This window comes from Rothia sp. P100, from assembly GCF_023712425.1.
GTDB lineage: Bacteria > Actinomycetota > Actinomycetes > Actinomycetales > Micrococcaceae > Rothia > Rothia endophytica.
In genome coordinates, this window is sequence record NZ_JAMAYG010000001.1 from 521,944 (window position 1) to 548,457 (window position 26,514).

Genomic DNA, 26,514 nt, shown 5'->3' on the forward strand with positions numbered 1-26,514 from the left:
GGAGTGTGTCTCTAGGAGATTACTCGGAGATGGTCTGTGCTGCTACACCACCAGCAGGTGCGTAACCTGCTGCTTCAGCTGATTCCTTGGTGTCGAACCAGATTTCAGCCTGAGTGTTCGAGTACCAGCGTGAGCCAGGTACGTGGTACTTCATGGAGCCAGCGTTACCCTTGATCTCGAAGCCTTCAGGAGCTTCGCCGTTCTCGAGTGCTGCTGCTGCGCCTGCAGGCAGGTCGGTTGAAGTAGCTTCGGTAGTGGTCTCAACCGGTGCTGCTGCTGCAACGGGTGCTGCCTTTTCAGCGGCGGGTGCTGCTGCTTCGGTCACTGCGGTTGCTTCGGCTACTGCTGCCTTGGCACCCATGGGCTCCATCACGAGTTCGATAACTGCCATGGGAGCGTTGTCGCCCTTGCGGTTACCGATCTTAGTGATTCGGGTGTAGCCACCGGGGCGCTCTGCCATTGCGGGTGCAATGACGGTGAACAGCTCGTGGACCACGGTCTTGTTGCCGATGGAGCGTAGGACGCGGCGACGTGCGTTGAGGTCACCCTTCTTAGCGAAGGTGATGAGACGCTCAGCGACGGGGCGCATGCGCTTTGCCTTGGTCAGGGTGGTGGTGATGCGCTTGTGCTCAAAGAGCTGCTGAGACAGGTTGTTCAGCATGATGCGCTCATGGGTCGGTGATCCGCCGAGGCGGGGACCCTTAGTGGGAGTAGGCATAATTTATTCTCCTGTTTGCCGTTCCTGCACCCGTACCAGGTAGTGCGGGAACCAAAGATGTTTGACGGGTGTAACGCTTACGCGTTGACTGCCGGTGTCTTAGTAGTCGCTGCCGTAGCTGTCGTCGTCCTGCAGGCGTGATGCCAGGTCCATTCCCGCGGGTGAATCCTTGAGGGAGAGGCCAAGCTCGGTGAGCTTTGCTTTGACTTCGTCGATGGACTTGGCACCGAAGTTGCGGATGTCCATGAGGTCTGCTTCGCTGCGAGTCACGAGTTCACCCACGGTGTGGATGCCTTCGCGCTTGAGGCAGTTGTAGGAGCGGACGGTCATGTCCAGGTCTTCGATGGGCAGAGCGAGGTCTGCTGCCATTGACTCGTCAGCGGGTGACGGGCCAACTTCGATACCTTCTGCTGCGGTGTTTAGTTCACGGGCTAGGCCGAAGAGCTCAACTAGGGTGTTACCTGCTGATGCTACTGCGTCGCGGGGAGCGATTGCTTCCTTAGTTTCGACGTCCAAAGTCAAGGAGTCGAAGTCGGTGCGCTGCTCAACACGGGTTGCGCTAACACGGAAGGTGACCTTCAGAACGGGTGAGTAGATGGAGTCGACCGGTATACGGCCAATCTCGGCATCGCCTGACTTGTTCTGAGCTGCCGAAACGTAGCCGCGGCCGCGTTCGATGGTCAGTTCCGCGTTGAAGTTAGCGCGGTTGTTGAGGGTTGCGATGTGGAGATCCGGGTTGTGGATCTCTACGCCTGCGGGCACCTCGATGTCGGCTGCGGTGAGTTCACCTTCGCCCTGCTTGCGCAGGTAGGCGATGACGGGCTCGTCATTCTCTGAGGAGACTGAGAGCTTCTTGATGTTCAAGATGATCTCGGTGACGTCCTCGGTGACGCCTTCTACGGTACTAAATTCGTGCAGCACACCATCGATCCGGATGCTGGTAACAGCAGCGCCGGGGATGGAGGATAGAAGGGTGCGACGGAGTGAGTTGCCCAGGGTGTAGCCGAAGCCGGGCTCGAGGGGCTCGATGGTGAAACGTGAACGGTTTTCCGATACGTATTCTTCACGCAGGATGGGGCGCTGTGCAATGAGCACTTTGTTTCCTTTCGGTGAGCATCCGCTATATGAGCTCACAGGTTGGGAAAAACGTGTGAGGAAGCAGACGAAGCAGTCTGTTCATTGACCTCAAACCGTGTGGTGTGAGGTCTCCCGATAAATCGGGACGCGTCCTGTGGACGAGCGGCTTAGACGTGGCGGCGCTTCGGGGGGCGGCAGCCGTTGTGTGCAACGGGGGTGACGTCCTGAATTGAGCCAACTTCGAGGCCGGTAGCCTGCAGTGAGCGGATAGCGGTTTCGCGACCGGGGCCGGGGCCCTTGACGAATACGTCTACCTTACGTACACCGTGCTCCTGAGCGCGCTTTGCAGCAGTTTCGGCAGCCATCTGAGCAGCGTAGGGGGTTGACTTACGTGAACCCTTGAAGCCCATTTCACCTGCTGATGACCAGGAGATAACAGCACCTGAAGGATCGGTGATCGATACGATGGTGTTGTTAAAGGTTGATTTGATGTGCGCCTGACCGGCGACAATGTTCTTAGATACCTTGCGGCGGCCGGTCTTGCGGGCCGCTGCGCGAGTCTTGGGAGGCATTTTTGATTCTCCTACAAAGTTTTGGTTGAAGTGTTGGTCTTACTGAACGGGCAAGACTGAGGCAACACTGTTTACTTCTTCTTACCTGCGACGGTACGCTTCGGACCCTTACGGGTACGTGCGTTGGTCTTGGTGCGCTGGCCGTGTACGGGAAGGCCACGGCGGTGACGCAGACCCTGGTAGCTACCGATTTCAACCTTGCGGCGGATATCTGCAGCAACCTCGCGGCGAAGGTCACCTTCAACCTTGTAGTTACCTTCGATGAAGTCACGAAGTGCTACGAGCTGCGAATCGTCAAGGTCCTTGACGCGGATGTTGGGATCAACACCGGTTGCAGCGAGAGCTTCTTTTGCACGGGTCTTACCCACGCCGTAGATGTAAGTGAGAGCAATCTCCACGCGCTTTTCGCGGGGAATATCGACTCCAGCGAGACGTGCCATAGTTGGCTTCTCCTTGCTTTCGCAGAGGTCTGTGACATCACTGCCCGCAATTCTTTGCGGTCCCCGGCCTCTGTGCCCGAGGGTATCCTAGGTTTTCCTAGGAGTGGTGCCATTTTTCAGTTAGTTCCGCACCTTTCAGCGCGGTGTTCAGCGTTCTAGGGGTTTAGCCCTGGCGCTGCTTGTGGCGCGGGTTTTCGCAGATCACCATGACCACACCGTGACGGCGGATCACTTTGCACTTATCGCAGATCGGCTTAACGCTCGGCTTGACCTTCATCGCATTCCTTTGCGTTGATTTTCAGCTATTGCTTTGGACGGGCGGGGTAAGAGGTTCTGCGTCCCGCAAGCGGGTGGTAGAACTGTTTACCCCTTTTACACGGCGCAAACACCACGCACTGGTGGTGTTTGGTTGGTGTTTATTTGTAGCGGTAGACGATACGACCGCGTGAGAGGTCGTAGGGGCTCAGCTCGACTACTACTCGGTCCTCAGGCAGGATTCGAATGTAGTGCTGACGCATCTTGCCTGAGATGTGTGCAAGTACTTTGTGTCCGTTGTCTAGCTCAACGCGGAATGACGCGTTGGGCAGTGCTTCGACCACGGTACCTTCGATCTCGATGACGCCGTCTTTCTTGGCCATATCCTCCGCTTTACGTTTGTGCTCACAGCTTTCGCTGCGGGCAGTTTGTAGTGTTTTTCTGTTGCAACCGTTATCCCGCGTAAGTGCGGGTGCCGGGCGCTTTAAGGCAGGAGCCTTTTGGGCACAGACGACCAACACACAAATATACGCGAAAAAACATTAAATGTTAACGCTTTGCGGCAAAGTTGCTTGACCTCACACTTATGTGGCTTAGTCTTCCTTAGCTGCCAACTGGCCGCAGGCTCCGTCAATGTCACTGCCACGGGTATCGCGCACGGTCACGGGGATACCGTGGGCACGCAGGCGCTCTACGAAGTTTTGCTCGACGCCCTTGCGGGAGGCAGTCCATTTGGAGCCGGGAGTTGGGTTGAGAGGGATGGGGTTAACGTGCACCCAGCCGCGCCCGCGTGAGGCAAGTTTTTTGCCCAGAAGATCGGCGCGCCAGCCCTGGTCGTTAATATCGCGAATCAGAGCGTACTCAATGGAGATGCGACGGCCGGTGGTGCGGTAGTAGTCGTAGGCAGCATCCAGGGTCTCATCAACCTTCCAGCGCTGGTTGATGGGGATGAGCTCATCACGTAGCTCATCATCCGGGGCGTGGAGTGAGAGGGCAAGGGTGATGGGCAGTTTTTCCATCTCGAATTTGCGGATGCCGGGAACCAACCCCACGGTGGACATGGTGAGCCCGCGTGCGCTGATACCCAGGCCTTCGGGTGAGGAATCAATGAGGCGGTGCACAGCGCCCATAGTCTGCTTGTAGTTGGCTAGTGCTTCCCCCATGCCCATAAACACGATGTTGGAGACGCGTAGCGGGCGAGTATCTTCCGCTCCGTCTGTTGCCTGTTCTAGACCCTTCATTTCTTTAAGGTAGCGGGCGCCGGCTACAACCTGCTCCACGATTTCAGCGGTGGATAGGTTACGTGTCAGGCCCTGCTGACCGGTGGCGCAGAAGGGGCAGTTCATGCCGCAGCCAGCTTGGGATGAGATACACATGGTCACGCGGTTTTCATAGCGCATGATGACGGACTCCACCAGGGCACCGTCGAAGAGACGGTGGACTACTTTGAGGGTGTCTCCCCCATCAGCTTCAAGGGTGCGGACGGTGGTGAGTAGCTGAGGCATAGCGTCAGCTACCATTTGTTCACGCTCTGCAGCCGGCAGGTCGGTCATGTGCTCAGGATCAGCGACCAGGCGCTCAAAGTAGTGCTTTGAGAGCTGGGCAGCGCGGAAAGGCTTGTAGCCAAGTTCTGCCAAAAATTCTCGCCGCCCTGCCATGTCGAAGTCAGCGATATGGCGTGGGGGCTTTCCGCGGCGCGGTGCCTGCAGAATGATCTGGCCTGGTGCGGGCCGGGCGGTTGAGATTTCAACCGGGGTTTTGGTGGAAGTATCAGTCATAAAGTGTCCTGTGAGATGCAAACGGCTAAAGGCCGGTTAGTGATGGTGGAAGAAAGTATTTAGGCGGGAATGGGTTTAACAGTGACACCAAGTTTAGAGAGTTCAGAAGCCCCACCGTCCTCTGCGGTGAGCACCCAGATACCCTCGGAGTGAATGGCAATGGAGTGTTCCCATTGGCAGGCGTCCCCGCCGTCTACAGTTTTGATGGTCCAGTCATCCTCCAGGGTAATGGTTTCAATACCACCGGTGGTGAGCATGGGTTCGATAGCTAACGCCATCCCCTTTTTGAGGCGAGGGCCCAGGTCGCGGGCAGCATAGTTGAGTACATCAGGTGCCATGTGCATGGAGGTACCGATGCCATGGCCCACGAAATCCTCGATGATGCCGTATTTGTCGCCGGTTTCCTCGCGGACGAAGTGTTCAATGGCGAACCCGATTTCGCCCACCTTTTTAGCGGTAGCAGCAGCCGCGATACCGTGCCAAAGGGCAGCCCGTGTAATCTCTGAAAGCTCGCGACGAGCCGCCGAGACGTTGCCAATAAGAGCGGTTCGGGCAGAGTCACCATGCCAGGTTTTACCCTGAGCGTCCTGAACGGTCGCTCCACCGTCGATGGAAATCATGTCTCCATCAGATAGGGTGCGCTCCCCCGGGATACCGTGCACCACTTCATCATTGACCGAGGTACAAACGGTCGCTGGGTAGTCATAGTAACCCAAGAAGTTCGAGCCCGCGCCGTGTTCTGCAAGCACCCCCCGGAACACACGGTCGAGTTCAGCGGTGCTGACGCCGGGTGCGACAGCGGCTACAGCAGCGTCCAGGGCACGGGAGGTAATAATGCCTGCTCGTGCCATGTGGGCCAGCTGGGCATCGGTTTTATACTCGATACGGCGCATAGTTATCTCACTTCTCTTTCTACTCGGGTCAAAAGCCAAGCTGTTCCATTGTGGTTTAAACACCTGTGCCCCCGCAATGACCGGGGGCACAGGGACGAGCAGGAGGCCTTACTTCAGAGCGTCCATGATACGGGTGGTAACCTCATCGATCTCGCCGAGACCGTCAATGGAGGTGACTAGCCCGCGCTCGCTATAAATAGCTACGAGCGGCGCAGTTTCTTCCTCGTACACCTTGAGACGGTGGCGGATGACCTCTTCGTTGTCATCCGAGCGGCCCTGTTCTGCGGCGCGACCCAGAAGACGCTGAACCAGCTCTTCATTATCGGCAACCAGCAAGAGCACCTGGCCGATTTCCTGGCCCATATCGGTCAGGATGTCATCAAGTTCAGAAACCTGAGCTACGTTGCGGGGGTATCCATCCAGCAGGAAGCCATCGGTGCAGTCTTCTTCTGCCAGACGCGCACGAACCATGCGGTTGGTCACCGAGTCCGGTACTAGGTTTCCCTCGTCAATGTAGCCCTTAGCTTCCTTACCCAGCTCAGTTTCTTCCTTAATGTTCTTGCGGAAGATGTCACCGGTTGAGATAGCAGGGATGTTCAGCTTTTCAGCGATTTTTACAGCCTGGGTGCCTTTACCTGCACCGGGAGGGCCAATGATGAGCAAACGATTCATCGGAGCAATCCTTCGTAGTTGCGTTGTTGAAGTTGAGCGTCAATCTGCTTGATAGTATCAAGACCGACGCCGATAACGATCAGCAGTGAAGCACCGCCGAGCGGAAAATTCTGGTTAGCATCAAAGAGCACCAGTGCAATGAGCGGAATCAGAGCGAGAACCGCTAGGTAGGTTGCACCGGGCAGGGTAATGCGGTTTAGCACATAGGTGAGGTATTCCTGGGTGGGGCGACCTGCGCGCACACCCGGAATGAAACCACCATACTTCTTCATATTACCGGCCACTTCTTCTGTATTGAAGGTGATGGAAACGTAGAAGTATGCGAACCCAAGGATCATCAAGAAGTACATAATCATGTAGAGAGGGTGATCCCCTGTTATCAGGTAGGTGTTAATCCAGTTGACCCATTCCGGTGGCTGACGCCCGTCAGACGGTGTATTGAACTGGGCAATCAGACCTGGCAGCATCAGCATAGATGAAGCGAAAATCAGTGGGATAACGCCAGCCATGTTGACCTTGAGCGGAATGTAGGTTGAGGTTCCTCCGATAGTCCGGCGGCCCACCATACGCTTAGCGTATTGTACGGGGATACGGCGCTGGGACTGCTCAACGAAGACAACAGCCACAATCACCAGAAGCCCAATGCCCATCACGGCGGCGAAGATCCCCCAGCCCTGGGTCTGCAGAATAGAACCGAAAGCGGTGGGGAAGGACGCTGCGATGGAGGTGAAAATGAGCAAGGACATACCGTTGCCAACACCCTTTTCGGTGATTTGCTCGCCCAGCCACATCACGACACCGGTACCTGCGGTCAGAGTCGTAATAATGAGTAGGATGTTCAAAATACCGTCATCCGGAATAATGGGCAGGGTACACCCCTGTAGCAAAGTACCGTTCTGAGCCAGCGTAACGATGGTCGTTGCGTTGAGAACAGCCAGGGCGATAGTGAGGTAGCGGGTGTACTGGGTCAGCTTAGTTTGCCCCTGGGCGCCCTCCTCATGCAATTGCTGGAACCTGGGAATTACAACGCGTAGAAGCTGAACAATGATGCTCGCGGTAATGTACGGCATCACGCCCAGGGCAAAAATCGAAAGTTGCAACAGAGCGCCGCCGCTGAAGAGGTTGATCATACCGTAGACACCGCTGGTAGCGGTGATATTCGATAGACACTGTTGCACGTTCCCGTAGGAAATACCGGGGGCAGGGATGAAAACACCTAACCGGTAAATGATGATAATGCCCAGGGTAAACAGCAGCTTGTTGCGCAGGTCGGGGATCGTAAAAGCCCGCCCGAAACCGCTAAGCACATGTCCTCCTGAAAAAAGTTTTAGTCTGCCAATGTGCGCTCCAAAGATGGTCTTGAGAGCACCTGCAGTTACACAATCTTCTCAAGTGTAACGCTTATATCTCTTAATTAGCCGGAAACGGGGCAGTTACGCTCGGTGCATAGAACACATTTACCGTTTAAGTAAGGTTGAGCCACCGTTTGTAGGCATCGCGAATGAGAAAGGGGTGCCCCGCGCTGAAACGCGGGGCACCCCTACCGAAGTCAATCGGTCATCAAGACTACTTGACGGTTACTGAACCGCCAGCTGCCTCAATCTTAGCCTTAGCTGACTCTGAAACCTTGTCAACAGTTACGGTGTAAGCTGCTGAGATTTCACCGGTGCCAAGAACCTTGACGAGTTCGTTCTTGCGAACTGCGCCTGCTGCTACCAGAGCGTCAACGGTGATGTCGCCGCCCTCGGGGAACAGTTCCGCGATGCGTTCCAGGTTAACAACCTGGTACTCGGTGCGGAAAGGGTTCTTGAAGCCGCGGAGCTTGGGAAGGCGCATGTGCAGCGGAAGCTGACCACCTTCGAAGCCGGCGCGAACCTGGTAACGAGCCTTGGTACCTTTAGTACCGCGACCTGCGGTCTTACCCTTTGAGCCTTCACCGCGGCCAACGCGGGTCTTTGCCTTGTGGGCACCCGGTGCGGGGCGCAGATCGTGAATTTTGATAGCGTCGTTATTTTCTACTGCCATCTTTACTTGACCTCCTCAACCTGAATCAGGTGAGCAACGGTGTTGATCATGCCGCAGGTTACAGCGTCAGCAGTGCGAACAACCTTGTTGCCGGGGCGCTTGAGGCCCAAGGAACGGAGGGTGTCGCGCATGTTCTGCTTCTCACCAACGTATGACTTGATCTGAGTGATTTCCAGCTGTGCGTCGCTGGGCTTAATACGCTTACCGGTCATTACGCACCTGCCTTTTCAGACTTGGTGTTCAGCAGGTAGCCGGGGATAACCTCATCCTGGGGCAGACCACGGCGTGCTGCAACAGCTGCGGGCTCTTCGAGCTGGCGAAGTGCTTCAATTGCTGCGTGAACAATGTTGATCTGGTTTGATGAACCCAGTGACTTGGACAGAACATCGTGGATGCCTGCTGCCTCAAGTACGGCGCGGACGGGACCACCGGCGATAATACCGGTACCAGCGGTAGCGGGGCGGAGCATAACTACGCCTGCTGCTGCTTCACCCTGAACACGGTGAGGAATGGTGCGGCCTTCAATACGGGGAACGCGGAAGAAGTTTTTCTTTGCTTCTTCAACACCCTTAGAGATAGCTGCGGGAACTTCCTTCGCCTTGCCGTAGCCAACGCCAACCATACCGTTACCGTCACCAACAACGACAAGTGCGGTGAAGCTGAAGCGACGACCACCCTTGACGACCTTGGAGACGCGGTTGATGGTGACAACGCGCTCGATGAACTTATCCTTCTCTTCTTCGCGACCACGGTTACCACGACGGTCACCGCGCTCACCGCGGTTGCCGCGGCGATCGCCACGGTCGTTGCGGCGCTCTTCGCGCTTCTCGGAAGTTTCAGCGGTAGCTTCTGCGGTAGCTTCAGTCACCTGAGTTTCCTTTTCGTTTACAGTCTGCTCGCTCATTAGAGTGCAAGACCCCCTTCGCGTGCGCCTTCTGCAACTGCTGCGACACGGCCGTGGTACTTATTACCACCGCGGTCGAAGACAACTGCTTCTACGCCAGCAGCCTTGGCACGCTCTGCTACGAGCTCACCAACGCGCTTAGCTTTAGCGGTCTTGTCCATGTCTGAGCCACGGAGTTCTGCTTCCATGGTGGAGGCGTATGCCAGGGTGTGACCCTGAACATCGTCAATCACCTGGACGAACATGTGACGAGCTGAACGGGTTACGGACAGGCGGGGGCGTGTAGCGGTGCCTGAAACGTACTTGCGAACGCGTGCGTGACGGCGTGCGCGCTGTGCTGACTTAGTCTTTACAGCCATTGTTACTTACCAGCCTTTCCGACCTTGCGACGGATCTGCTCGCCTTCGTAGCGAACACCCTTACCCTTGTAGGGATCGGGCTTGCGCAGACCGCGAATGTTAGCTGCAACCTGGCCAACCTGCTGCTTGCTGATACCGGTAACGGTCAGCTTGTTGTTGCCCTCAACAGCGAAGGTGATACCCTCGGGTGCCTTGATGTTGATGGGGTGTGAGTAGCCGAGTGCGAACTCGAGATCTGAGCCCTTCGCCATTACACGGTAACCGGTACCGACGATTTCGAGTTTCTTCGAGTAACCTTCGGTAACACCTACGATCATGTTCTGGATCAGGGTTCGGGTCAGGCCGTGCAGTGAGCGTGAAGCACGCTCATCGTTCGGGCGGGAAACGGTGAGAACACCGTCTTCAAGTGCAACGGTGATGGGAGCAGCAACCTCGTGGGTCAGCTCGCCCTTTGCACCCTTAACAGCAACAAGGTTGCCATCAATCTTTACCTCAACGCCGGCAGGAACCGAGATGGGGAGACGTCCAATACGTGACATTCTTCTTCCTTTCTCTTCTTACCGACTACCAGATGTAAGCGACGACTTCGCCGCCCACACCCTTCTTCGAAGCCTGCTTGTCAGTGAGCAGACCTGAAGAGGTGGACAGAATTGCGATACCGAGGCCACCGTGTACCTGAGGCAGGTTGGTGGACTTTGCGTATACACGCAGACCCGGCTTGGAAATACGACGAACACCTACGATGGAGCGTTCGCGTGAGGGGCCGAACTTCAGTTCGAGGATGAGGGTCTTACCGACCTTTGCTTCCTCTTCCTTGAAATCAGCGATGTAGCCTTCAGCCTTGAGGATCTCGGCGATGCGAGCCTTGAGCTTTGAGTAAGGCATTGACACGGTGTCGTGATGAGCTGAGTTTGCGTTACGCAAACGGGTCAGCATATCTGCGACAGGATCTGTCATAGTCATGGTGGGCTGAGCCCTTCCTCGTTATGGTTTCCTCACCCTGTATAGGGTGCGGACCTACAACGTAGTCGTTACTTAGTCTTGAAGGGGAAACCGAGTGCCTTTAGCAGCGCACGGCCTTCTTCATCGGTCTTTGCGGTGGTAACCACGGTGATGTCCATACCGCGAACACGGTCGATGGAATCCTGGTCGATTTCGTGGAACATTGACTGTTCGGTGAGACCGAAGGTGTAGTTACCGTTGCCGTCGAACTGGCGATCCGAGAGGCCGCGGAAGTCGCGGATACGGGGAAGTGCCAGGGTGACCAGGCGGTCGAGGAATTCCCACATGCGATCGCCACGGAGGGTGACGTGTGCACCGATGGGCATACCTTCGCGTAGCTTGAACTGTGCGATGGACTTCTTCGCGCGGGTAACCAGCGGCTTCTGACCGGTGATTGCGGTGAGGTCGCGAATAGCACCATCCATGAGCTTCGCGTCCTTGGCAGCTTCACCGACACCCATGTTCACGACGACCTTAACGATCTTCGGGGCCTGCATGGTGTTGGAGTAGTTGAACTCCTCCTGCAGTGCCGGGGTGACTACGTCGTTGAACTTAGTCTTAAAACGAGGGGTAATCTTTGCTTCGGTCATTAGATGTCCTTACCCGAGCTCTTGGCGACGCGCACGCGGTTGGTGCGGGTCTTGCCATTGCGCTCTACGGTCTCGAGGCGGTAACCAACGCGGGTCGGCTTCTTGGTCTCGGCATCAACAATCGCAACGTTCGATACGTGGATTGAAGCTTCAACCTTTTCAATGCCGCCGGCTTCGCCGGTCATGGGGTTAGCCTTGTTGTGCTTGGTGACGATCTTTACGCCTTCAACCAGCACACGCTCGGTCTTAGGGAATACCTTAAGAACCTTGCCCTGCTTACCCTTATCTGCACCTGAAATGACCTGTACTAGGTCGCCAGACTTGATCTTAGCCATGAGTTAGAGCACCTCCGGAGCAAGTGAAATGATCTTCATGAACTTCTTGTCGCGCAGTTCGCGGCCAACAGGTCCGAAGATACGGGTGCCACGGGGGTCACCATCGGTGTTCTTGAGAATTACTGCTGAATTCTCATCGAACTTGATGTAGGAGCCGTCTGCACGACGAACTTCCTTCTTGGTGCGAACGACAACTGCCTTTACGACGTCGCCCTTCTTTACGGTACCGCCGGGGATAGCATCCTTAACGGTTGCGACGATGATGTCGCCAATGCCTGCGTAACGACGCTTTGAGCCGCCGAGAACACGGATGGTCAGGATTTCCTTCGCACCGGTGTTGTCAGCAACCTTGAGTCGTGACTCCTGCTGAATCATATTTCTCCTGTCGTCTCGCCGGTTCCGACACACGTATCTTGTGAGCCAGCCTTGCGGAACATTTGTACGGGATGTTGACGCGCCGGTCTCTTAACCTAAAATTCAGGGGAAGAGTTGGCGGACACGCCTGGGATCTGGTCATGCCCCGAACATTTGGACCCGCCTTATGAGCGGGCGAACCCCGCTGAAAAGCGGCATTATGTTGTGGCACGAAAAAATCCGTGGTTGTGCAGGTGCTTGTGTACCCACACAGAACTTCAACTTTAGCACAGCATTTTTAGGCTGAACAGGGGGCCAGAGAGCAAAGAAGAGCGTGATTTACGCTGTACTCCCCCATCACACTGCACGTCACATAACTCAGCAGCACACGCAGATGGCCCCCACCTACTTTTGTAGGTGGGGGCCATCTCAGCTCTTACAGAGTGAGAACTCGTACGCCTAAGATTTACTTAGCCTTCTCGATGATCTCTACAACGCGCCAGTGCTTTGAAGCAGATAGCGGGCGTGTCTCTGCCAGAAGAACGAGGTCACCGATACCAGCAGTGTTCTGCTCGTCGTGTGCCTTGATCTTCGAGCTACGGCGCATAACCTTGCCGTACAGTGCGTGCTTCACGCGATCCTCAACCTCAACGACTACAGTCTTGTCCATTTTGTCGGACACAACGTAGCCGCGGCGAGTCTTGCGGTAGCCGCGCTCTTCAGTCTTTACTTCACTCATGTGATTTAACCTTCGGTTGCGGGACGAATACCGAGCTCGCGTTCGCGAAGCACAGTGTAGATACGTGCGATGTCACGCTTGACCGAACGGATTCGACCGGGGTTTTCAAGCTGACCGGTGGCTGCCTGGAAACGGAGGTTGAACAGTTCCTCCTTCGACTCACGCAGCTTCTCTACCAGATTCTCGTCGGAGAGCTCTGCGAGGTTGTCGATGCTCAGATCCTTTGATCCAACTGCCATTTCTTATTCACCACCTTCGCGACGCACAACACGTGCCTTCATCGGGAGCTTGTGGATTGCGAGGCGCATAGCTTCGCGAGCCACTTCTTCGGATACACCGGAGAGTTCAAACATGACTCGACCGGGCTTGACGTTTGCGACCCACCATTCGGGTGAACCCTTACCGGAACCCATACGGGTTTCGGCAGGCTTCTTGGTCAGGGGGCGGTCGGGATAAATGTTGATCCAAACCTTACCGCCACGCTTAATGTGACGGGTCATCGCGATACGTGCAGCTTCAATCTGACGGTTGGTAACGTATGCGGGAGTGAGAGCCTGGATGCCCCACTCACCGAAGGTTACCTCGGTGCCACCCTTTGCCATACCTGAACGCTTGGGGTGATGCTGCTTGCGGTACTTTACTCGACGGGGAATTAGCATTTATGCCTCACCGTTTTCTGCAGTCTTTGCTTCAGCAGGAGCTGAAGCATTGTCGGAACGACGTTCGCGGCGAGGACCACGGTTACCGGTAGGACGACGACGGTCGCCACCGCGGGCGTTGCCGCGACGGTTACCTGCAGCCTGCTGTGCAGCAAGCTCGTTGTCGGTGAGGTCACCCTTGTAGATCCAAACCTTGACGCCGATGCGGCCGAAGGTAGTCTTAGCCTCGAAGAAGCCGTAGTCGATGTTTGCGCGCAGGGTGTGCAGGGGCACACGGCCTTCGCGGTAGAACTCGCTACGTGACATTTCAGCGCCACCCAGACGGCCGGAGCACTGGATACGGATACCCTTAGCACCTGCACGCTGTGCGGACTGGATTGCCTTCTTCATTGCGCGGCGGAAAGCTACGCGTGAAGCGAGCTGCTCTGCGACGCCCTGAGCAACAAGCTGAGCTGACAGATCGGGGTTTGCAACCTCGAGGATGTTCAGCTGGATCTGCTTGTTGGTGAGCTTCTCAAGCTCGCCACGGATACGGTCAGCTTCAGCGCCGCGGCGGCCGATAACGATACCGGGACGTGCGGTGTGGATGTCCACACGAACACGATCACGGGTACGCTCGATTTCGACCTTAGCGATGCCTGCGCGTTCCATACCCTTAGACAGGAGTTCACGAATCTTTACATCTTCACGAACGAAGTCTGCGTAGCGCTCGCCCTCCTTGGTGGAGTCAGCGAACCACTTGGAGACGTGGTTGGTGGTGATGCCAAGTCGGAAACCGTTGGGGTTGATTTTCTGACCCATTTAGCGGCCCTCCTCCTCTGACGGGGTTGCAACGACCACAGTGATGTGGCTGGTGCGCTTGTTGATGCGGAACGCGCGACCCTGTGCACGAGGCTGAAAACGCTTCATGGTGGGGCCTTCGTTCGCGTATGCTTCGCTGATGAACAGCTCTTCTTCCTTGAAGGGCAGACCCTGCTGGGCTGCCTTCTGGCGAGCGTTTGCAACAGCTGATGCAACGATCTTGTATACCGGTTCTGAAGCACCCTGGGGGGCGAACTTCAAAATCGCCAGAGCCTCTTCCGCCTGCTTACCACGGATAAGGTTGATGACGCGGCGTGCCTTCATAGGCGTAACGCGTACGTAAGACGCAGTTGCCTTGGCTTCCATTGCCTATCTCTCTTTCGTCTATTGCCGAAAGGAAAACGTTTCTAAAAACGGTGTGAACCGTTTCTAGCGACGCTTGCCCTTACGGTCGTCCTTAACGTGGCCACGGAATGTACGGGTGGGTGCAAACTCGCCGAGTTTGTGCCCAACCATGGACTCAGTGATGAACACGGGTACGTGCTTGCGTCCGTCGTGCACTGCGATGGTGTGTCCGAGCATGTCGGGGATAATCATCGAGCGACGGGACCAAGTCTTGATTACGTTCTTGGTGCCCTTTTCGTTCTGAGCTGCAACCTTTACAAAAAGGTGCTGATCGACGAAAGGACCCTTCTTCAAACTACGAGGCATGGTTCAGGCTCCTTAGCGCTTCTTGCCAGTACGACGGCGACGAACAATGAGCTTGTCGCTTTCCTTGTTGGGGCGACGGGTGCGTCCCTCAGGCTTACCATTGGGGTTAACCGGGTGACGGCCACCGGAGGTCTTGCCTTCACCACCACCGTGGGGGTGGTCAACGGGGTTCATGACAACACCACGAACGGTTGGGCGGATGCCCTTCCAGCGGTTGCGGCCAGCCTTACCCCAGTTGATGTTTGACTGCTCGGCGTTGCCAACCGAACCAACGGTTGCGCGGCAGCGAACATCAACGTTGCGGATTTCACCGGAGGGCAGACGCAACTGGGCGTACTTGCCTTCCTTAGCGACCAGCTGGATGGATGCGCCAGCTGAGCGGCCCATCTTAGCGCCGCCACCGGGGCGGAGCTCTACAGCGTGAATCACGGTACCAACGGGGATGTTGCGCAGGGGCAGGTTGTTACCGGGCTTGATATCAGCCGAGGGACCTGACTCTACGACGTCGCCCTGTGCCAACTTGTTGGGGGCGATGATGTAACGCTTGGTGCCATCGAAGTAGTGCAGAAGAGCAATACGGGCAGTACGGTTGGGATCGTACTCGATGTGTGCAACGCGTGCGTTGACGCCGTCCTTGTCGTGACGACGGAAGTCGATCAGACGGTACTGGCGCTTGTGGCCACCACCCTTGTGGCGGGTGGTGATGCGACCGGTGTTGTTACGGCCACCCTTTTTGGGGAGCGGACGAACCAGGGACTTTTCCGGGGTTGAGCGAGTGATTTCTGCGAAATCTGATACGCTCGAACCGCGGCGACCCGGGGTCGTCGGCTTGTGCTTACGAATACCCATTTAGATATTTCTTTCCTTCGCTAAAGTGGTCTCCGGCTGCTTATGCTGCCGGACCGCCGAAGAGGTCGATTGAACCTTCCTTGAGGGTTACAATCGCACGCTTGGTGTCTTTACGAGCACCCCAACCGAAACGGGTGCGCGTACGCTTGCCCTGACGGTTAGCGGTGTTGATGGAAGCAACCTTGACATCGAAAATGCTTTCGATGGCCTGCTTGATTTCCAGCTTGTTTGAGCGGGGGTCTACGAGGAAGGTGTACTTACCTTCATCGAGCTGACCGTAGCTCTTTTCCGAAACGACGGGAGCAATGATCACGTCGCGGGGGTCTTTGAAGTTGGAGACAGTCATTAGTTAGCAGCCTCTTTCTTTGCCTTAGATGCAACAGCGACGAATACGTCGAATGCGTCCTTGGTGAAGATTACGTCATCTGAGATCAGAACATCGTAGGTGTTCAGCTGATCTGCGTAGAGGACGTGAACGTTCTCAAGGTTGCGTGCTGACAGCGCTGAAACGTCGTCCTTGCGGTCGATAACAATCAGAGCGTTCTTGCGGCTGGTGATCTCTGCAATTGCTGCCAGTGCTGCCTTGGTGGAGGGCTTGGTGCCATCAACTAGGGTTTCGACAACGTGGATGCGGTCGTGACGAGCGCGATCCGAGAGAGCGCCGCGCAGTGCAGCTGCAATCATCTTCTTGGGGGTACGCTGTGCGTAGTTACGCGGGGTCGGGCCGTGTACAACGCCGCCACCGGTCATGTGCGGTGCGCGGATTGAGCCCTGACGTGCGCGGCCAGTGCCCTTCTGCTTGAAGGGCTTACGACCTGCACCGGAAACTTCGCCGCGGTTTTTGGTCTTGTGGGTACCCTGACGTGCTGCAGCGAGCTGAGCTACGACAACCTGGTGAAGGAGGGGTACTGATGCCTGCGCGTCAAAAATATCTGCGGGCAGGTCTACCTTTACGGTCTTGACAGCCATGATGTATTAGGCTCCCTTCACAGCGGTGCGAACCAGAACAACGCCGCCCTTAGGACCGGGGATAGCACCCTTGATCAGAAGAACGTTGTTTTCTGCGTCGACACCCTGAATGGTCAGGTTCATGGTGGTGTGGCGTGCAGCGCCCATACGGCCTGCCATGCGCATACCCTTGAACACGCGTGCGGGGTAGGATGCGCCACCGATTGAACCGGGCTTACGGTGGTTCTTGTGGGCACCGTGTGATGCACCGACACCTGAGAAGCCGTGACGCTTCATTACACCGGCAAAGCCTTTGCCCTTGGTCTTGCCAACTACGTCAACCTTCTGGCCAGCTTCGAAGAGCTCAACGGTCAGTTCCTGACCGAGTGAGTATTCAGCTGCGTCTGAGGTGCGGAGTTCAACGAGGTGACGGCGAGGAGTTACGCCTGCCTTCTCGAAGTGGCCTGCCAGAGGCTTGGTTACCTTGCGAGCTTCGATGGAACCGAAACCGATCTGGATAGCTTCGTAGCCATCGGTTTCAGCGTTGCGGAGCTGGGTAACAACGTTCGAATCGGCCTTGACGACAGTAACGGGCACGAACTTGCCGTTTTCATCCCAAATCTGGGTCATACCAAGCTTGGTGCCTAGCAGGCCCTTAACCTGGCGCTCGATCTTGTTAGTCATTTAGATGCGATCCTCTACAGCTTGATTTCGATGTTTACGTCTGCCGGAAGGTCTAGACGCATGAGGGCATCAACAGCCTTAGGGGTCGGATCAACAACGTCGATCAGACGCTTGTGCGTGCGCATTTCAAAGTGCTCGCGGCTGTCCTTGTACTTGTGAGGTGAACGGATAACAACGTATACGTTCTTTTCGGTGGGCAGCGGCACCGGGCCAACTACCGTCGCACCTGCACGAGTTACTGTCTCAACGATTTTCCGTGCTGATGAATCAATGACCTCGTGGTCATATGACTTCAGACGGATGCGGATTTTCTGTCCCGCCATCTGTCGGACTCTCTTTCTGTCTACTTCCCTGTAACGGAGCGGTTGCTCCTTTATGTGATGCTTTAGGTTAAGAAACTCATAGCTTCTCTTGCATCACCTCGAACAGACTGAATCCGGTAAAACCGGGTTCCTCACCCTGCCGAGGCACCGACCCCCGAACTCGGGCGTGTCGCGTACTTTGTGATGAATTTGCGCTTCACAGCCCTTGAACTGATCGATTGGGTCATATTTGGGCTTACTCTAGAATCCAGAATCTTGAACGATTCATAGCCTGCTTAAAGCGGTAAGCGCTTGAACAACGTCTTCTATTCTACAGGCTCAGTTATCACTTGCAACCCCCAGAATTGATTAGTGCTAGCTCTCACATGAGCCCCTCGGTGAGCTCTGAACAGTACCCCCGCTCTTAACATATGGGAAGGCGTCAGAGGATCTTAGTCTGACTGGTCTAGCATGAAAAATATGAGCCTGCCATCTCCCCCACCTCAATACCCATCAAACCCGTGGGATCCCCCTGCTTCAGTGCTGGCTGCCAGAGTAAATCCGCCGGTATCGCTTCACCCGCCGCGACAGGATCGTCGAGCCTTGGAAAATATCTTCCTAAATCTCGGCCTTTACCTGGGTAGCCTTCTCATTATCAGCGCTTCCTCCCTTTTAGTGAGCTCAGTAGCAACGGCTCCTATGCAGGGTGTTCTTCTATGCGCACTCACCTTACTCGTCTACGTCGCGGGTTTGGTCAGCTACCGGTGGATTCCAAAACTACGCCTGGCGTCCTACTCTTTTACGGCGACGGGGTTGGCACTCATTCCCCTGTGCGGTCTTGCCGTTTATCACCTGATGTGGCCCCTTTCCGGGGCTTTACTCTGGCTACTGGTATCACTGGTAGGCACCGCAGCCGTCTTGGGAGCCCTGGCTCTCATGAAAGCACGGGCCATGATTTACCTGGCAGTTGCCTTCATAGTCTCCGATGTACTTGCTGTCTCTAAGACAATGCAGGTGGGGCTGATCTGGTACTTTGTGTCTCTTTTGCTGCTCGCAACAGCTCTGGCCCTTATACAGCGATTCGCATCAGCACAGTTACCTGTGCAGCTTACTCGCGGGATCAACGACTCTGCCCGCGTCTTTGTCCCGGTCACCATGTTTGCTTCGATGATGATAGGAACACGGTTGCATTTTTGGGAAACGGCACTCATCTTTGTGCTCGGTACCCTCTACACGGTTACTTTTGTTGCTCTGGATCGAAGTTTTTACTTCTATGTGCAGGCCCGCGTCTATTCGCTGCTAGCTACTCTTTACTTCACGCTCTGGCTTTGTGAGTACTTGAATAACTATGTATATGTTCTGCTCCCAACTGCGATTCTGTCGCTGATATCTTGTTTAATCTTAGGCTTGGTCAATTTGCCAGCTCTGCCTTGGGCGCCTTCTAAAGATCTTATGGCAACCTGGTGTCTAGCCCAGCCTCCTATGATTTTCTCTGTTGCAGCGATAATGGTAGATGCTCACGCGGAACCCGCCTTATCCGGCAGCTCTTCCGGCGGTGTCGGAGCCACTCTGGTTCTTTCTCTGCTGGTCACCCTTAATGTGGCAGCCTTAGGGGTCGCAGTCAGAAGCCGTCTAAAAACTCATACCCCAGCTTTAGCCTTCATCGTGGGAATCCTAGGTTTTCTTGCTCTACCCACGATTCCATTAGTAGTTCTACTTCTTGGCCTAGCAGCACTGCACGTCATGCCTAAGCCCCTCAGTCACGGGGCACAGTTGCCTGGTGTTGCAGGCGGTTTAGCTCTCCCCGCTCTACTTCTACTGCTCGTGCAGATCGCAGACTCCCACAGTTATTGGGCTCTATTATTTTTAGGTCTATCCGGTGCATTTTGCTATCTCTATAGTGAGCTGGCAACCCCCAGGACGGCAGAAACTCCCTCCAACGCCCGGATGTTCTCAGCTATCATTCTGCTGGCATCGGGTGTTATTACCCCAGTACTCCTATCTATAGGTGTTGATGCTGCCTACAGGTACCGGGTCATCTCCGGAAGTATCGAGTACAGCGCTTTATCCGTCGGCATTGCTTCTTATCTTGGACTAAGTATTGCCGGGGCACTTTTGACACTTGACCGCACCTATCGGGCTCTTGATGCCAGACCGATTCATCAGAAAGCCCCAGTTTCAGGCCAGATATATACTCATTCGCCCCTGCAAACCCCCTACCTGCTCCTTACGGCTCTCTACGTTTCAGTTAGTCTCATCCTTATCACCGCGCCAGCGGTTCTAATGAGCCACCGGGACTATTTGGTGTATGCAGCGCTGTTGCTGGGTACGCTAGCAATCTTCTGGAAGGCCAGCCCCAGAACTTTCAGTCACCTAGGTATCTTGATTCGCCTTTACCTACTGTGGGCTGCTGTCCAGCTAATGATTACTAGCTCACTGTTCTCTCTCCATACTGCCCTCATCATCACCTTCTTGACGGCCCTGCTCTCTGCTTGTTCTCTTCTGCTCATCCGATTCCACCAGCTCAGCAGATCAGCCGGAACAGAACTCATCACCGGTCTTGTATTTGGCTGGATAGCTCTTCTAGCTGCGCTCCCCCTTATCCGAACAGACATCAGAGTCGCAGCCCTCCTCGGTGCTCTGCTTCTTACCGGTTTAGCCCTTCTCTGGCAGATTACGTCACGTCGCCCGGCGGTATCCGCGTTGCAGGTAGCGCTTGCCGCCGGTGCCCTCACTCTTCTGGGCTATCCTCTTTTTACCGGCAGCTTGAGGCTTTCGGACGCGCTGAGTCTCTTGATCCTGGGAATGTTGAGCCTTGCCGGGAGTAAAACCTGGGCCGCTCTCAGCGTCTCGACTCAACCGGCACATGTCAGTAACCCCAACCAGGAGGACTATTTGGGTCGTTGGGGATACGCCTATAACGTCACCACTGCCCGAACAGGTCTTGCCCTTACCCACGTCTATCTCTTACACCCGGTATGGGCAGAACCTCTAGCTCTCTCCTGCCTTGCCATCCTGATTCTTACTGCAGGTTGGTGGGTCCAGGTAGCTCCGCAGATGCGCCTCTACCCACCTCTAGTGGGTATCAACCTCCTCGTGTTCCGTATTCTCGTAGAGAACGAGATGCGGGAAGCTTTCCTCTATTTCTCACAGGCCCTAGTTTTCAGCTTCAGCCTGCTCCTCGTCTTCAGCATCATTAGGAGACAGAAACCCTCCCTGATTCTCTACAGTATTGCTCTTGGGATACAAGCCTTTGGTACCCTCTATTTGACGGTGGCTGGCTGGTCTCTTCCCTGGAGCGACCGGCTCATCATCGTGCTAGTCACCCTGGTGCTACTCGTCGCTACAGTACTCCTGAAACGTAAGATCCTGGTGATTCTTGTAGTGGCTATGCTGTCCTACCAGATTCTCTGCATCGTCGGTGGACTCAACATCTTCTCGCTCTTCATCCTGGGCTTCGCCCTCATCGGCTTAGTCATCTGGCGTCTACTAGCCCGCGATGAAACTATACAAACACAACCCCACCTGCCCCGCCGGCTACAGGAAGCAACCCTAGCGGGACCCAACAAACATCAATCCCAGCCTGGCAGAAACCAGACCATACACCCTAAAAGGCAATAAGTCTCCTTGGCCACCCGACGCTCTAGGACCGGCTCTCTATCGGGCTAGTTAGCTTTCAGGCTGGACTGTTTCTTTTGGGTATAGCAGAGGGCCCCCGGCAATGCCGGGGGCCCTCTGCATGGGTTCATTACCGAGGTCAAAGCCTGGTTAGAACATCAGGTAAGCAGTACTTACTTGATGATCTTGGTAACGCGACCTGAACCAACGGTGCGGCCGCCTTCGCGGATTGCGAAGCCGAGGCCCTCTTCCATAGCGATTTCCTGGATGAGCTCAACGGTCATCTCGGTGTTGTCGCCAGGCATAACCATTTCGGTGCCCTCGGGGAGGGTGATAACGCCGGTTACGTCAGTGGTACGGAAGTAGAACTGAGGACGGTAGTTCGAGTAGAAGGGGTTGTGGCGGCCGCCTTCATCCTTGGAAAGGATGTAAACGTTAGCCTCGAACTGGGTGTGGGGGGTGATGGAGCCGGGAGCTACAACAACCTGGCCACGCTCTACGTCATCGCGCTTCAGACCGCGGAGCAGAAGGCCACAGTTTTCGCCTGCCCATGCTTCGTCGAGCTGCTTGTGGAACATCTCGATACCGGTAACGGTGGTCTTCTGGATGGGACGGATACCAACGATTTCAACTTCAGAGTTGATCTTGAGGGTACCGCGCTCTGCACGGCCGGTAACAACGGTACCGCGACCGGTGATGGTGAAGACGTCCTCGATGGGCATGAGGAAGGGCTTGTCCTTATCGCGGACGGGGTCCGGGATGTACTCATCGACTGCGTCCATGAGTTCCTCAACCTTAGCAACCCACTCAGCGTCGCCTTCAAGAGCCTTGAGAGCTGAAACGCGAACTACGGGAGCTTCGTCGCCGTCGAATTCCTGTGATGAAAGAAGTTCACGAACTTCCATTTCAACGAGGTCGAGGAGTTCTTCGTCGTCAACCATGTCTGACTTGTTGAGTGCAACAAGCAGGGTGGGAACGCCAACCTGGCGAGCCAGCAGAACGTGCTCGCGGGTCTGAGCCATGGGGCCGTCGGTAGCAGCAACAACGAGGATTGCGCCGTCCATCTGAGCAGCACCGGTGATCATGTTCTTGACATAGTCAGCGTGGCCGGGAGCGTCAACGTGTGCGTAGTGACGCTTCTCGGTCTGGTACTCGATGTGAGCAATGTTGATGGTAATACCGCGCTGGCGCTCTTCGGGAGCGGAGTCGATAGCACCGAAGTCGCGCTGCTCGTTCAGATCGGGGTACTTGTCAGCAAGAACCTTTGAGATTGCAGCGGTCAGGGTGGTCTTACCGTGGTCAACGTGACCAATGGTACCAACGTTTACGTGAGGCTTGGAGCGCTCGAACTTAGCCTTAGCCAAGAGTATTCCTCCTATAGAGAAGTTATGAAAACGTGCACTCGGGTTTCACACCGGCGCAATCCGCCAAAAAGCGGTCTAGCTACCACAATAGCGGATAACGCCGGTGAGTTGAAACCCTAGAACGGTTTCACGGATATGGTTTTTTCAAAAAGAGGTGCGACTCACTTGCGGTGAGTTACGCGGGGACGAAATTACTCGCCGCGGCTCTTCTGGATGATTTCATCAGCAACGTTCTTGGGAACCTCTGAGTAGCTGTCGAACTCCATGGAGAACACAGCGCGACCCTGGGTCTTTGAACGGAGGTCACCGATGTAACCGAACATTTCTGACAGCGGAACAAGAGCGTGAACGATCTTGACACCTGCTGCGTCTTCCATTGACTGGATCTGACCGCGGCGTGAGTTGAGGTCGCCGATAACGTCGCCCATGTACTCTTCCGGGGTACGAACTTCAACAGCCATCAGCGGTTCAAGCAGAACCGGGTTAGCGCGGCGTGCGCCTTCCTTGAAGACCATTGAGCCTGCGATTTTGAACGCCATTTCTGACGAGTCAACATCGTGGTAAGCACCATCGATCAGGGTTGCCTTCACACCAACAACGGGGTAGCCAGCGAGGATACCGAGCTGCATTGCGTCCTGGATACCGGCGTCAACAGAGGGGATGTATTCACGGGGAACACGACCACCGGTGACGGCGTTGCTGAACTCGTAGAGTTCTTCTGAATCGAGGGGGATGGGCTCGAAGGAAACCTGAACCTTAGCGAACTGACCTGAACCACCGGTCTGCTTCTTGTGGGTGTAATCCACCTTATCAACAGCCTTGCGGATGGTCTCGCGGTAAGCAACCTGAGGCTTACCAACGTTAGCTTCAACCTTGAATTCACGCTTCATACGGTCAACGATGATATCGAGGTGAAGCTCGCCCATGCCACCGATTTCGGTCTGGCCGGTTTCTTCGTTAAGTGAAACGGTGAAGGTGGGATCCTCTGCAGAAAGCTTCTGGATCGCGGTTGACATCTTTTCCTGGTCACCCTTGGTCTTGGGTTCAATTGCCACGAAGATCACGGGAGCGGGGAAAGTCATCGACTCAAGGACGATCGGGTTAGCGATATCACAGAGGGTGTCACCGGTGGTAGTGTCCTTCAGACCAATCGCTGCGTAGATGTGACCTGCCTGAATCTCATCAACCGGGTTCTCCTTGTTGGAGTGCATCTGGAAGAGCTTACCGATGCGCTCTTTCTTGCCCTTAGTTGAGTTGAGAACCTGCTGGCCTGATGAAGCCTTACCCGAGTAAACACGGATGTAGGTTAGCTGGCCGTAGAAGGGGTGAGCTGCAACCTTGAACGCCAGAGCTGCGAAAGGCTCGTCAGCTGAGGGGGTGCGGGTCAGTTCAACTTCTTCATCGTTGGGCTTGTGACCAACCATTGCGGGAACGTCAAGGGGGGTGGGCAGGTAATCCAGAACAGCGTCAAGCATAGGCTGCACACCGCGGTTCTTGAATGCTGAACCACAGAAAACGGGGTAAGCCTCGTTGTTAACGGTCAGCTTGCGTACGCCAGCCTTGATTTCCTCAATGGTGATTTCTTCACCTTCGAGGTATTTGTTCATCAGCTCGTCTGAAGTTTCTGCAACAGACTCAACGAGCTGCGAACGGTACTCTTCAGCCTTTTCCTTGAGGTCAGCAGGGATTTCCTGGATCTCGTAGGAAGCGCCCATGGTTACGTCACCCTTGGCATCGCCGGGCCATACGTAAGCCTGCATGGTGAGCAGGTCTACGACACCGATGAAGTCGTTTTCAGCGCCAATGGGCAGCTGCATCACGAGGGGGGTGGCACCAAGACGCTTGATGATGGTATCTACGGTGAAGTAGAAGTCAGCGCCCAGCTTGTCCATCTTGTTGACGAAGCAGATGCGGGGAACTTCGTACTTGTCAGCCTGACGCCAAACGGTCTCAGACTGGGGCTCAACGCCTTCCTTGCCGTCGAAGACTGCAACAGCGCCATCGAGGACGCGCAGTGAACGCTCAACCTCAACGGTGAAGTCAACGTGGCCGGGGGTGTCGATGATGTTGATCTGGTTGTCTTTCCAGAAGCAGGTGGTAGCCGCGGAGGTAATGGTGATACCGCGTTCCTGTTCCTGAGCCATCCAGTCCATGGTTGACGCACCGTCGTGGGTTTCACCGATTTTGTGATTAATACCGGTGTAGAAGAGGATGCGTTCGGTGGTGGTGGTTTTACCGGCGTCAATGTGCGCCATAATACCGATGTTGCGGACCTTGTTCAGGTCGGTAAGCACGTCTAGTGCCACTTTGTTCTCCCTTGTGAGAAACTTCGAAAGCCTGCCACCTTACACGGAGTGCAAAAGGTCGGCAGGCTGCGAAGAAATTACCAGCGGTAGTGTGCGAAGGCCTTGTTGGACTCGGCCATCTTGTGAGTGTCTTCGCGACGCTTCACAGCGGCACCGAGACCGTTAGATGCATCCAGGATCTCGTTCATGAGACGCTCGGTCATGGTCTTCTCGCGGCGAAGCTTTGAGAAACCTACGAGCCAGCGGAGTGCTAGGGCAGTTGAACGGCCCGGGCGAACTTCTACGGGAACCTGGTAGGTTGCGCCACCGACGCGGCGTGAGCGAACCTCAAGAGCAGGCTTGATGTTGTCCATAGCCTTCTTGAGAGTTGCAACGGGGTCTTCACCGGACTTGGCAGCAACACCCTCAAGTGCACCGTAAACGATGCGCTCAGCGGTTGACTTCTTGCCGTCCAGCAGAACCTTGTTGATGAGCTGGGTAACCAGCGGTGAACCGTAAACGGGATCGTTTACGAGGGGACGCTTAGGAGCGGGACCCTTACGAGGCATTACTTCTTCTCCTTCTTTGCGCCGTAGCGTGAACGAGCCTGACCGCGGCCCTTAACGCCCTGGGTATCCAGTGCGCCACGAACGATCTTGTAACGAACACCGGGGAGGTCCTTCACACGGCCACCGCGCACGAGCACGATGGAGTGTTCCTGAAGGTTGTGACCTTCACCGGGGATGTAAGCCGTTACTTCTACGCCGCCGTTGAGCTTAACACGTGCGACCTTACGCAGTGCTGAGTTCGGCTTCTTGGGGGTGGTGGTGTATACACGGGTGCATACGCCACGCTTCATGGGGTTGCCCTTAAGTGCGGGCGCCTTGGTCTTTACGACCTTTGGTGCACGGCCCTTACGGACCAACTGCTGAATTGTAGGCACTTGTTCTCCGTTTGGTTTCGGTCGCTCCGCTAGGTGCGACCGGTTACTGTATCTTGCGGCTAGACTCTAGCCCCTCAAGTATTTGCAGGTGATGCTGTTTGAACAACATCTCCTCCAGGTGGAAAAGGTGTTGCTCCTGCGGTTTCACCTGCACAACACGTGCTGTATTGGGCGAGCTTTTATATAACGCGCAAAAGAATCACATTGACTTAGCTGTTTTTACCCAGACATGACGAAAAATGGCATTTAGGCCTCAAGATCGCTGACCAACAAAAGTTGGGGCGAACAAGGCCAAAGGACGGTGTCCGTTCTGCCATTGGTATTCCGTACGATGCCAGCTGGGAAGAGCTAGCTAAGTACTCCACATAGAACTATAGCCGGTTACCATGGTTTTAATCCACCCCGATAACCGACTATTTAAGCCTTTAATCCCTCAAAACAGGTGATGTCAGGCACGTAGGTAGACCCTGCGTCGCAGTAGGTGATGGCTTGAGGCGCCAGGTGACGCTTCCACTTGAAGCAGGTACCAGGGTCATTATCAGCAGTGACCGTGCCCCAGCGTCCATGCTCGTAGCCCTGCACCAAGATGACCCGGGAGTCGTCCGCTGATTAGGACGCCGGTTTGTGCCCCGGTACC

At 55.4% G+C, this 26,514-nt stretch carries 35 protein-coding genes; 1 reads left to right on the forward strand and 34 read right to left on the reverse strand.

The genetic code is table 11. The annotated features are described in order from the left end of the window. Positions 1-19: 19 nt before the first annotated feature. The 30 genes from rplQ to rpsJ form a co-directional block, all read right to left on the reverse strand. A complete protein-coding gene (rplQ, locus tag M3668_RS02390; protein WP_251379228.1) occupies positions 20-718 on the reverse strand; it encodes a 50S ribosomal protein L17, sunset domain variant in 699 nt (232 codons plus the stop codon). 99 nt (positions 719-817) lie between these two features. Continuing rightward, on the reverse strand, positions 818-1,813 hold the full coding sequence (locus M3668_RS02395; RefSeq protein ID WP_251379229.1) for a DNA-directed RNA polymerase subunit alpha: 996 nt from the start codon (positions 1,811-1,813) through the stop codon (positions 818-820). A gap of 149 nt (positions 1,814-1,962) precedes the next feature. Next, positions 1,963-2,367 carry a 30S ribosomal protein S11 gene (gene rpsK, locus M3668_RS02400; protein ID WP_237202257.1) on the reverse strand — a complete coding sequence of 135 codons (405 nt, stop codon included), beginning with the start codon at positions 2,365-2,367 and terminating at the stop codon, positions 1,963-1,965. 71 nt (positions 2,368-2,438) lie between these two features. Further along, the gene (rpsM, locus tag M3668_RS02405) at positions 2,439-2,807 is read right to left on the reverse strand and encodes a 30S ribosomal protein S13 (RefSeq protein WP_251379230.1); all 369 of its coding nucleotides are present in this window, start codon (positions 2,805-2,807) and stop codon (positions 2,439-2,441) included. 163 nt (positions 2,808-2,970) lie between these two features. Then, positions 2,971-3,084 carry a 50S ribosomal protein L36 gene (gene rpmJ, locus M3668_RS02410; RefSeq protein WP_004005257.1) on the reverse strand — a complete coding sequence of 38 codons (114 nt, stop codon included), beginning with the start codon at positions 3,082-3,084 and terminating at the stop codon, positions 2,971-2,973. Positions 3,085-3,223: 139 nt separating this feature from the next. Then, the gene (infA, locus tag M3668_RS02415) at positions 3,224-3,445 is read right to left on the reverse strand and encodes a translation initiation factor IF-1 (protein WP_083090737.1); all 222 of its coding nucleotides are present in this window, start codon (positions 3,443-3,445) and stop codon (positions 3,224-3,226) included. 210 nt (positions 3,446-3,655) lie between these two features. Beyond that, positions 3,656-4,840, reverse strand: a complete 1,185-nt coding sequence (gene rlmN / locus M3668_RS02420; RefSeq protein WP_251379231.1) for a dual-specificity RNA methyltransferase RlmN — start codon at positions 4,838-4,840, stop codon at positions 3,656-3,658. Positions 4,841-4,899: 59 nt separating this feature from the next. Continuing rightward, positions 4,900-5,733: a type I methionyl aminopeptidase gene (gene map / locus M3668_RS02425; protein WP_251379232.1), complete on the reverse strand. Its 834-nt coding sequence runs from the start codon at positions 5,731-5,733 to the stop codon at positions 4,900-4,902. 108 nt (positions 5,734-5,841) lie between these two features. Then, positions 5,842-6,405: an adenylate kinase gene (locus M3668_RS02430; protein WP_251379233.1), complete on the reverse strand. Its 564-nt coding sequence runs from the start codon at positions 6,403-6,405 to the stop codon at positions 5,842-5,844. Continuing rightward, complete coding sequence (gene secY / locus M3668_RS02435; RefSeq protein ID WP_251379234.1) at positions 6,402-7,712, reverse strand: preprotein translocase subunit SecY; 1,311 nt, start codon at positions 7,710-7,712, stop codon at positions 6,402-6,404. Before secY ends, M3668_RS02430 begins: the two co-directional genes overlap by 4 nt. Before the next feature lie 259 nt (positions 7,713-7,971). After that, on the reverse strand, positions 7,972-8,430 hold the full coding sequence (rplO, locus tag M3668_RS02440; protein ID WP_251379235.1) for a 50S ribosomal protein L15: 459 nt from the start codon (positions 8,428-8,430) through the stop codon (positions 7,972-7,974). Between the two features lie 2 nt (positions 8,431-8,432). Further along, positions 8,433-8,642: a 50S ribosomal protein L30 gene (gene rpmD, locus M3668_RS02445; RefSeq protein ID WP_251379236.1), complete on the reverse strand. Its 210-nt coding sequence runs from the start codon at positions 8,640-8,642 to the stop codon at positions 8,433-8,435. Next, the gene (gene rpsE, locus M3668_RS02450; RefSeq protein ID WP_285835632.1) at positions 8,642-9,334 is read right to left on the reverse strand and encodes a 30S ribosomal protein S5; all 693 of its coding nucleotides are present in this window, start codon (positions 9,332-9,334) and stop codon (positions 8,642-8,644) included. The genes rpmD and rpsE overlap by 1 nt, the downstream gene beginning before the upstream one ends. Then, positions 9,334-9,693, reverse strand: a complete 360-nt coding sequence (gene rplR / locus M3668_RS02455) for a 50S ribosomal protein L18 (protein WP_237202265.1) — start codon at positions 9,691-9,693, stop codon at positions 9,334-9,336. Before rplR ends, rpsE begins: the two co-directional genes overlap by 1 nt. Positions 9,694-9,695: 2 nt before the next feature. Continuing rightward, positions 9,696-10,232: a 50S ribosomal protein L6 gene (gene rplF / locus M3668_RS02460; RefSeq protein ID WP_251379237.1), complete on the reverse strand. Its 537-nt coding sequence runs from the start codon at positions 10,230-10,232 to the stop codon at positions 9,696-9,698. Positions 10,233-10,257: 25 nt separating this feature from the next. Beyond that, the gene (gene rpsH / locus M3668_RS02465) at positions 10,258-10,656 is read right to left on the reverse strand and encodes a 30S ribosomal protein S8 (RefSeq protein ID WP_251379238.1); all 399 of its coding nucleotides are present in this window, start codon (positions 10,654-10,656) and stop codon (positions 10,258-10,260) included. Between the two features lie 68 nt (positions 10,657-10,724). Further along, a complete protein-coding gene (gene rplE, locus M3668_RS02470) occupies positions 10,725-11,285 on the reverse strand; it encodes a 50S ribosomal protein L5 (RefSeq protein WP_237202268.1) in 561 nt (186 codons plus the stop codon). Beyond that, positions 11,285-11,620, reverse strand: coding sequence for a 50S ribosomal protein L24 (gene rplX / locus M3668_RS02475; RefSeq protein WP_251379239.1), 336 nt, complete (start codon positions 11,618-11,620; stop codon positions 11,285-11,287). The genes rplE and rplX overlap by 1 nt, the downstream gene beginning before the upstream one ends. 3 nt (positions 11,621-11,623) lie before the next feature. Beyond that, a complete protein-coding gene (rplN, locus tag M3668_RS02480) occupies positions 11,624-11,995 on the reverse strand; it encodes a 50S ribosomal protein L14 (RefSeq protein ID WP_237202270.1) in 372 nt (123 codons plus the stop codon). A gap of 445 nt (positions 11,996-12,440) precedes the next feature. Further along, complete coding sequence (gene rpsQ / locus M3668_RS02485; RefSeq protein WP_237202271.1) at positions 12,441-12,713, reverse strand: 30S ribosomal protein S17; 273 nt, start codon at positions 12,711-12,713, stop codon at positions 12,441-12,443. Between the two features lie 5 nt (positions 12,714-12,718). Continuing rightward, positions 12,719-12,952, reverse strand: a complete 234-nt coding sequence (gene rpmC / locus M3668_RS02490) for a 50S ribosomal protein L29 (RefSeq protein ID WP_272879252.1) — start codon at positions 12,950-12,952, stop codon at positions 12,719-12,721. Positions 12,953-12,955: 3 nt separating this feature from the next. Then, positions 12,956-13,372, reverse strand: coding sequence for a 50S ribosomal protein L16 (gene rplP, locus M3668_RS02495; protein ID WP_083090722.1), 417 nt, complete (start codon positions 13,370-13,372; stop codon positions 12,956-12,958). Beyond that, the gene (gene rpsC / locus M3668_RS02500) at positions 13,373-14,173 is read right to left on the reverse strand and encodes a 30S ribosomal protein S3 (protein ID WP_251379240.1); all 801 of its coding nucleotides are present in this window, start codon (positions 14,171-14,173) and stop codon (positions 13,373-13,375) included. It abuts the gene before it with no gap. Beyond that, positions 14,174-14,539, reverse strand: coding sequence for a 50S ribosomal protein L22 (gene rplV, locus M3668_RS02505; RefSeq protein WP_237202273.1), 366 nt, complete (start codon positions 14,537-14,539; stop codon positions 14,174-14,176). A gap of 63 nt (positions 14,540-14,602) precedes the next feature. After that, positions 14,603-14,884, reverse strand: a complete 282-nt coding sequence (gene rpsS / locus M3668_RS02510) for a 30S ribosomal protein S19 (protein ID WP_083090719.1) — start codon at positions 14,882-14,884, stop codon at positions 14,603-14,605. A gap of 12 nt (positions 14,885-14,896) precedes the next feature. After that, entirely contained in the window at positions 14,897-15,733 is an 837-nt protein-coding gene (rplB, locus tag M3668_RS02515; RefSeq protein WP_237202274.1) for a 50S ribosomal protein L2, read from the reverse strand. Between the two features lie 40 nt (positions 15,734-15,773). Further along, the gene (gene rplW, locus M3668_RS02520) at positions 15,774-16,079 is read right to left on the reverse strand and encodes a 50S ribosomal protein L23 (RefSeq protein ID WP_237202275.1); all 306 of its coding nucleotides are present in this window, start codon (positions 16,077-16,079) and stop codon (positions 15,774-15,776) included. Then, positions 16,079-16,702 (reverse strand): 50S ribosomal protein L4, encoded by a 624-nt coding sequence (gene rplD / locus M3668_RS02525; RefSeq protein ID WP_251379241.1) that lies wholly within the window; start codon positions 16,700-16,702, stop codon positions 16,079-16,081. The genes rplW and rplD overlap by 1 nt, the downstream gene beginning before the upstream one ends. 6 nt (positions 16,703-16,708) lie before the next feature. After that, positions 16,709-17,365, reverse strand: a complete 657-nt coding sequence (rplC, locus tag M3668_RS02530; protein WP_237202277.1) for a 50S ribosomal protein L3 — start codon at positions 17,363-17,365, stop codon at positions 16,709-16,711. A gap of 14 nt (positions 17,366-17,379) precedes the next feature. Beyond that, positions 17,380-17,688, reverse strand: coding sequence for a 30S ribosomal protein S10 (gene rpsJ, locus M3668_RS02535; protein WP_168614567.1), 309 nt, complete (start codon positions 17,686-17,688; stop codon positions 17,380-17,382). A 582-nt stretch (positions 17,689-18,270) separates the two neighbouring features. Between rpsJ and M3668_RS02540 the strand changes: the two genes are divergently transcribed. After that, on the forward strand, positions 18,271-21,288 hold the full coding sequence (locus tag M3668_RS02540) for a hypothetical protein (RefSeq protein ID WP_251379242.1): 3,018 nt from the start codon (positions 18,271-18,273) through the stop codon (positions 21,286-21,288). 170 nt (positions 21,289-21,458) lie between these two features. On the opposite strand, the gene tuf is transcribed toward M3668_RS02540, so the two are convergent. The 4 genes from tuf to rpsL form a co-directional block, all read right to left on the reverse strand. Beyond that, positions 21,459-22,649 carry an elongation factor Tu gene (gene tuf / locus M3668_RS02545; protein WP_208887317.1) on the reverse strand — a complete coding sequence of 397 codons (1,191 nt, stop codon included), beginning with the start codon at positions 22,647-22,649 and terminating at the stop codon, positions 21,459-21,461. A 191-nt stretch (positions 22,650-22,840) separates the two neighbouring features. After that, positions 22,841-24,955, reverse strand: coding sequence for an elongation factor G (gene fusA, locus M3668_RS02550; RefSeq protein ID WP_251379243.1), 2,115 nt, complete (start codon positions 24,953-24,955; stop codon positions 22,841-22,843). Positions 24,956-25,032: 77 nt separating this feature from the next. Further along, entirely contained in the window at positions 25,033-25,503 is a 471-nt protein-coding gene (gene rpsG / locus M3668_RS02555) for a 30S ribosomal protein S7 (RefSeq protein ID WP_251379244.1), read from the reverse strand. Then, complete coding sequence (gene rpsL, locus M3668_RS02560) at positions 25,503-25,877, reverse strand: 30S ribosomal protein S12 (RefSeq protein WP_083090707.1); 375 nt, start codon at positions 25,875-25,877, stop codon at positions 25,503-25,505. Before rpsL ends, rpsG begins: the two co-directional genes overlap by 1 nt. Positions 25,878-26,514 lie beyond the last annotated feature (637 nt).

What these genes read in the sequence shown, in the direction of transcription:
- rlmN (WP_251379231.1), bottom strand. Translation starts at nt 4,840, where the DNA reads ATGACTGATACTTCCACCAAAACCCCGGTTGAAATCTCAACCGCCCGG.
- rpsM (WP_251379230.1), bottom strand. Translation starts at nt 2,807, where the DNA reads ATGGCACGTCTCGCTGGAGTCGATATTCCCCGCGAAAAGCGCGTGGAG.
- rplN (WP_237202270.1), bottom strand. Translation starts at nt 11,995, where the DNA reads ATGATTCAGCAGGAGTCACGACTCAAGGTTGCTGACAACACCGGTGCG.
- rpsK (WP_237202257.1), bottom strand. Translation starts at nt 2,367, where the DNA reads ATGCCTCCCAAGACTCGCGCAGCGGCCCGCAAGACCGGCCGCCGCAAG.
- rplQ (WP_251379228.1), bottom strand. Translation starts at nt 718, where the DNA reads ATGCCTACTCCCACTAAGGGTCCCCGCCTCGGCGGATCACCGACCCAT.
- rpsQ (WP_237202271.1), bottom strand. Translation starts at nt 12,713, where the DNA reads ATGAGTGAAGTAAAGACTGAAGAGCGCGGCTACCGCAAGACTCGCCGC.
- rpmD (WP_251379236.1), bottom strand. Translation starts at nt 8,642, where the DNA reads ATGACCGGTAAGCGTATTAAGCCCAGCGACGCACAGCTGGAAATCACT.
- rplP (WP_083090722.1), bottom strand. Translation starts at nt 13,372, where the DNA reads ATGCTAATTCCCCGTCGAGTAAAGTACCGCAAGCAGCATCACCCCAAG.
- rplF (WP_251379237.1), bottom strand. Translation starts at nt 10,232, where the DNA reads ATGTCACGTATTGGACGTCTCCCCATCTCGGTTCCTGCCGGCGTTGAG.
- rpsG (WP_251379244.1), bottom strand. Translation starts at nt 25,503, where the DNA reads ATGCCTCGTAAGGGTCCCGCTCCTAAGCGTCCCCTCGTAAACGATCCC.
- rpmC (WP_272879252.1), bottom strand. Translation starts at nt 12,952, where the DNA reads ATGGCAGTTGGATCAAAGGATCTGAGCATCGACAACCTCGCAGAGCTC.
- rpsH (WP_251379238.1), bottom strand. Translation starts at nt 10,656, where the DNA reads ATGACTATGACAGATCCTGTCGCAGATATGCTGACCCGTTTGCGTAAC.
- rplR (WP_237202265.1), bottom strand. Translation starts at nt 9,693, where the DNA reads ATGGCTGTAAAGACTAAGTCAGCACAGCGCGCACGCCGTCACGCACGC.
- map (WP_251379232.1), bottom strand. Translation starts at nt 5,733, where the DNA reads ATGCGCCGTATCGAGTATAAAACCGATGCCCAGCTGGCCCACATGGCA.
- rpsE (WP_285835632.1), bottom strand. Translation starts at nt 9,334, where the DNA reads ATGAGCGAGCAGACTGTAAACGAAAAGGAAACTCAGGTGACTGAAGCT.
- rpsJ (WP_168614567.1), bottom strand. Translation starts at nt 17,688, where the DNA reads ATGGCGGGACAGAAAATCCGCATCCGTCTGAAGTCATATGACCACGAG.
- rplD (WP_251379241.1), bottom strand. Translation starts at nt 16,702, where the DNA reads ATGGCTGTCAAGACCGTAAAGGTAGACCTGCCCGCAGATATTTTTGAC.
- M3668_RS02430 (WP_251379233.1), bottom strand. Translation starts at nt 6,405, where the DNA reads ATGAATCGTTTGCTCATCATTGGCCCTCCCGGTGCAGGTAAAGGCACC.
- rpmJ (WP_004005257.1), bottom strand. Translation starts at nt 3,084, where the DNA reads ATGAAGGTCAAGCCGAGCGTTAAGCCGATCTGCGATAAGTGCAAAGTG.
- rplE (WP_237202268.1), bottom strand. Translation starts at nt 11,285, where the DNA reads ATGACCGAAGCAAAGATTACCCCTCGTTTTAAGACTAAGTTCAACGAC.
- rplC (WP_237202277.1), bottom strand. Translation starts at nt 17,365, where the DNA reads ATGACTAACAAGATCGAGCGCCAGGTTAAGGGCCTGCTAGGCACCAAG.
- rplW (WP_237202275.1), bottom strand. Translation starts at nt 16,079, where the DNA reads ATGACTGTCTCCAACTTCAAAGACCCCCGCGACGTGATCATTGCTCCC.
- infA (WP_083090737.1), bottom strand. Translation starts at nt 3,445, where the DNA reads ATGGCCAAGAAAGACGGCGTCATCGAGATCGAAGGTACCGTGGTCGAA.
- rpsS (WP_083090719.1), bottom strand. Translation starts at nt 14,884, where the DNA reads ATGCCTCGTAGTTTGAAGAAGGGTCCTTTCGTCGATCAGCACCTTTTT.
- rplX (WP_251379239.1), bottom strand. Translation starts at nt 11,620, where the DNA reads ATGGCTAAGATCAAGTCTGGCGACCTAGTACAGGTCATTTCAGGTGCA.
- rplV (WP_237202273.1), bottom strand. Translation starts at nt 14,539, where the DNA reads ATGGAAGCCAAGGCAACTGCGTCTTACGTACGCGTTACGCCTATGAAG.
- rplB (WP_237202274.1), bottom strand. Translation starts at nt 15,733, where the DNA reads ATGGGTATTCGTAAGCACAAGCCGACGACCCCGGGTCGCCGCGGTTCG.
- rpsC (WP_251379240.1), bottom strand. Translation starts at nt 14,173, where the DNA reads ATGGGTCAGAAAATCAACCCCAACGGTTTCCGACTTGGCATCACCACC.
- rplO (WP_251379235.1), bottom strand. Translation starts at nt 8,430, where the DNA reads ATGGCAGTAGAAAATAACGACGCTATCAAAATTCACGATCTGCGCCCC.